General features: G+C 33.2%; 2 protein-coding genes and 1 pseudogene. 2 read left to right on the top strand and 1 reads right to left on the bottom strand.

What is annotated here, in order from left to right:
• Together WBY99_RS05240 and WBY99_RS05235 are read left to right on the top strand one after the other, a co-directional pair.
• Positions 1-489 (top strand): annotated as a pseudogene (locus tag WBY99_RS05240) (endonuclease MutS2); the annotation flags it as partial.
• Between the two features lie 266 nt (positions 490-755).
• On the top strand, positions 756-1,415 hold the full coding sequence (locus WBY99_RS05235; protein WP_423975282.1) for an ATP-binding cassette domain-containing protein: 660 nt from the start codon (positions 756-758) through the stop codon (positions 1,413-1,415).
• 68 nt (positions 1,416-1,483) lie between these two features.
• On the opposite strand, the gene WBY99_RS05230 is transcribed toward WBY99_RS05235, so the two are convergent.
• Entirely contained in the window at positions 1,484-2,074 is a 591-nt protein-coding gene (locus WBY99_RS05230; RefSeq protein WP_423975281.1) for an HD domain-containing protein, read from the bottom strand.
• Positions 2,075-2,659 lie beyond the last annotated feature (585 nt).

Raw genomic sequence — 2,659 nt, 5'->3', positions numbered from 1 at the left:
AAAAAAGAAAATCTAGAAAAACTGAATGACCAACTGGAACAGAAACTCTTTAATTTTCAAAAACTCTACGAAGACGAACATCGAAAACTTCAGTTTGGAAATAAAATTGAGACCTTTATCGATTCTTATGTCAAAGGGAAATCTCGAAAATTGGTCGTGGCAGATTTCATTAAAATTTTGGAGCAGGAAAAATTTCGCAAACTCGGTGCCGACAAAGATGAAAATAAAAGACTACAAATCGTAAAGCGAAAAATTACGCAGCAACTGAAGAAAGTGGACGTTCAGGAAAAAATTGTAGAAACCAGTGAAAAGTTGGAAAACAAGCGCCAAAAAGAACGCGCTGTTTGGATGAAAGTTGGGCAGCGTGTAAGAATTAAAGGATCTGCAAGCGTAGGAACCATTGATAAAATTGATAAAAACGGAAAAGTTTCGGTGAATTACGGAAGTTTCAAAACGCAGATTTCTGGTGATGAATTGGAGAGGATTTAAATAGTGAGAACTTTAAAAGCATATTTTTATTTCTATCAAAAAATTTTTTTGATCAGTTTTTTGGTGAGTCTTACCATCTCTTTTATGATTGGTTTTACCTTTGCAAACCTTGCACTTTGCTACCTCTTATGTGCTCCGCTTTTTCATTATATAACTTATGAAGTTCGATTTAAAAATGAATATCATTTTTATGCAAATTTTGGTTTAAGCAGAAAATCCTTGTGGATTGTGACGCTTTTAATCAGTTTAACTTTAGAATTTCTGATATGGAAATTTTAAAACTACACGTTGATAGCATTGAAAAATCATTTGGCGAACAAAAGATTCTAAAAGACATATTTATCGGTTGCGAAACAAATGAAATTGTAGGAGTTCTCGGACGAAATGGAAGTGGGAAAACAACGCTTTTTAATATTATTTTCGGAACCGCTTCAGCAGAAAACAAATTTATTCGGGTTGGATCGAAGGTCATTACCAAAGTAAGTGATAACAAAAACTTGATTCATTTTTTAGCGCAAAATCATTTCCTTCCATCTCATCTAAAAATTAAAAATAGTATCGACTTATTTTGCAATGAAAGCAATGCCTATAATCTAAAGAATCATCAATTAATGAGTTCATATTTAGATAAAAAACCGCATCATCTGTCGGGCGGAGAAAAGCGGTTACTAGAAATTTTAATACTGCTATTTTCTGATTGTCGTTTTCTATTGTTAGATGAACCCTTCCATTCTTTGTCACCAAAAATCATTGAGGAAATAAAACTTTTAATTACAGAACAATCGAAAGACAAAGGCATCATCATCACTGATCATCAATATCAACATGTACTGGAAATTTCTGACAAAATATTTTTATTAAAAGAAGGCTCGACAAAAATATTAAATGGAACTGACGACTTAAAAAAATTGGGATACCTTCGCTAGTTTTTCATCATAAATATTCTCTATCCTTTTTAACAGCAACAGGGACTTTAACTATTGATTTGAAAATTTCACATCTTAAGTTTTCCTTGATCAATTGCTTTTTTAAGTAAAATCTCAAATGCTTCACCCATTTCTTCGGAAGCTCTTTTCACTGCTTTTCCTACTATATTCTCTACCTGCTCAGGTTTTATCCCCGCTTCTGTCCAACTGGTACCATCGCCATAAACATTTAAAATAAAAGGCATTATTCGATCTACAGCGCAGGCAAAAATCGCATCTGTTGTTGCCTCCTCTTCAAATTCAATCCACAGGTTTAAAAATTCAGAACTTAAAGGTTCATCTAAAATACCGAAAGTTTTTTTGGCTGCGGCTAATTCACGTTCATATTTCCCCATCATCGCAGTTTCATCAAAAATAAAAGTATCGCCAGCTTCGATTTCTACCACATCATGAATTGACAGCATTTTGATCACTCGCAAAAGATTTATTTTCGTTTGATCTTTTGCATAAGGTAAAAGAATCTGTGCAAGAACCACAATCTGCCAACTGTGTTCGGCGGTATTTTCCCGTCGTGAATTATCGAGATTGAAGTTTCTACGATTCACATTTTTTAATGCATCTAAAGCGAGAATAAAACTTATTTCTTTTTCTAAAATCATTCTGCTAATTTCGGAAAAAAAGATGATTTATAAAGGTCTTTTTTTCTTCATCAAAAAAGAAAACTAAGATCCGTAAACCTCAACCATTTGAGTAACGTTCTTTCAGTTTTTTTCAAATACCCTTAATATCACTTTCATTAAAGATTGGTTTTACGCCACTTTCGTCTGTTTCTATTTTATAAGGGGCATCTCCTATTTTTGTCATTAAGGCCATTCCTTAGAAATGTTCATATCTATTAAAACCACAGAAAAGTACTAGAAGACGAGCGTACGAAATTCTCACTGAATGTTAAAAAAAAGACCTATAATCTGTATCGGATTTTTAGGACGGGACACTTTTTTTGACTTTTTGATTTATATTTTCGGACATTTTGATTTAATGATTTTATGTGAATTGCTTTCAAAAATTATTATCTTCGTGACGAGGAACAACTGTATTATTCGTTACCAGTTCGTCACTGTAGTTGTGAATTGCTTTCAAAAATTATTATCTTCGTGACGAGGAACAACCCCATGGGCAGGTGCTCCTCTTGTAGGGTGGTTGTGAATTGCTTTCAAAAATTATTATCTTCGTGACGAGGAACA

It is taken from the genome of Kaistella sp. (genome assembly GCF_049588135.1).
Classification (GTDB): domain Bacteria; phylum Bacteroidota; class Bacteroidia; order Flavobacteriales; family Weeksellaceae; genus Kaistella.
The sequence above is the reverse complement of the archived record's forward strand: the minus strand, read 5'-3'. Positions and strand labels throughout refer to the sequence as shown.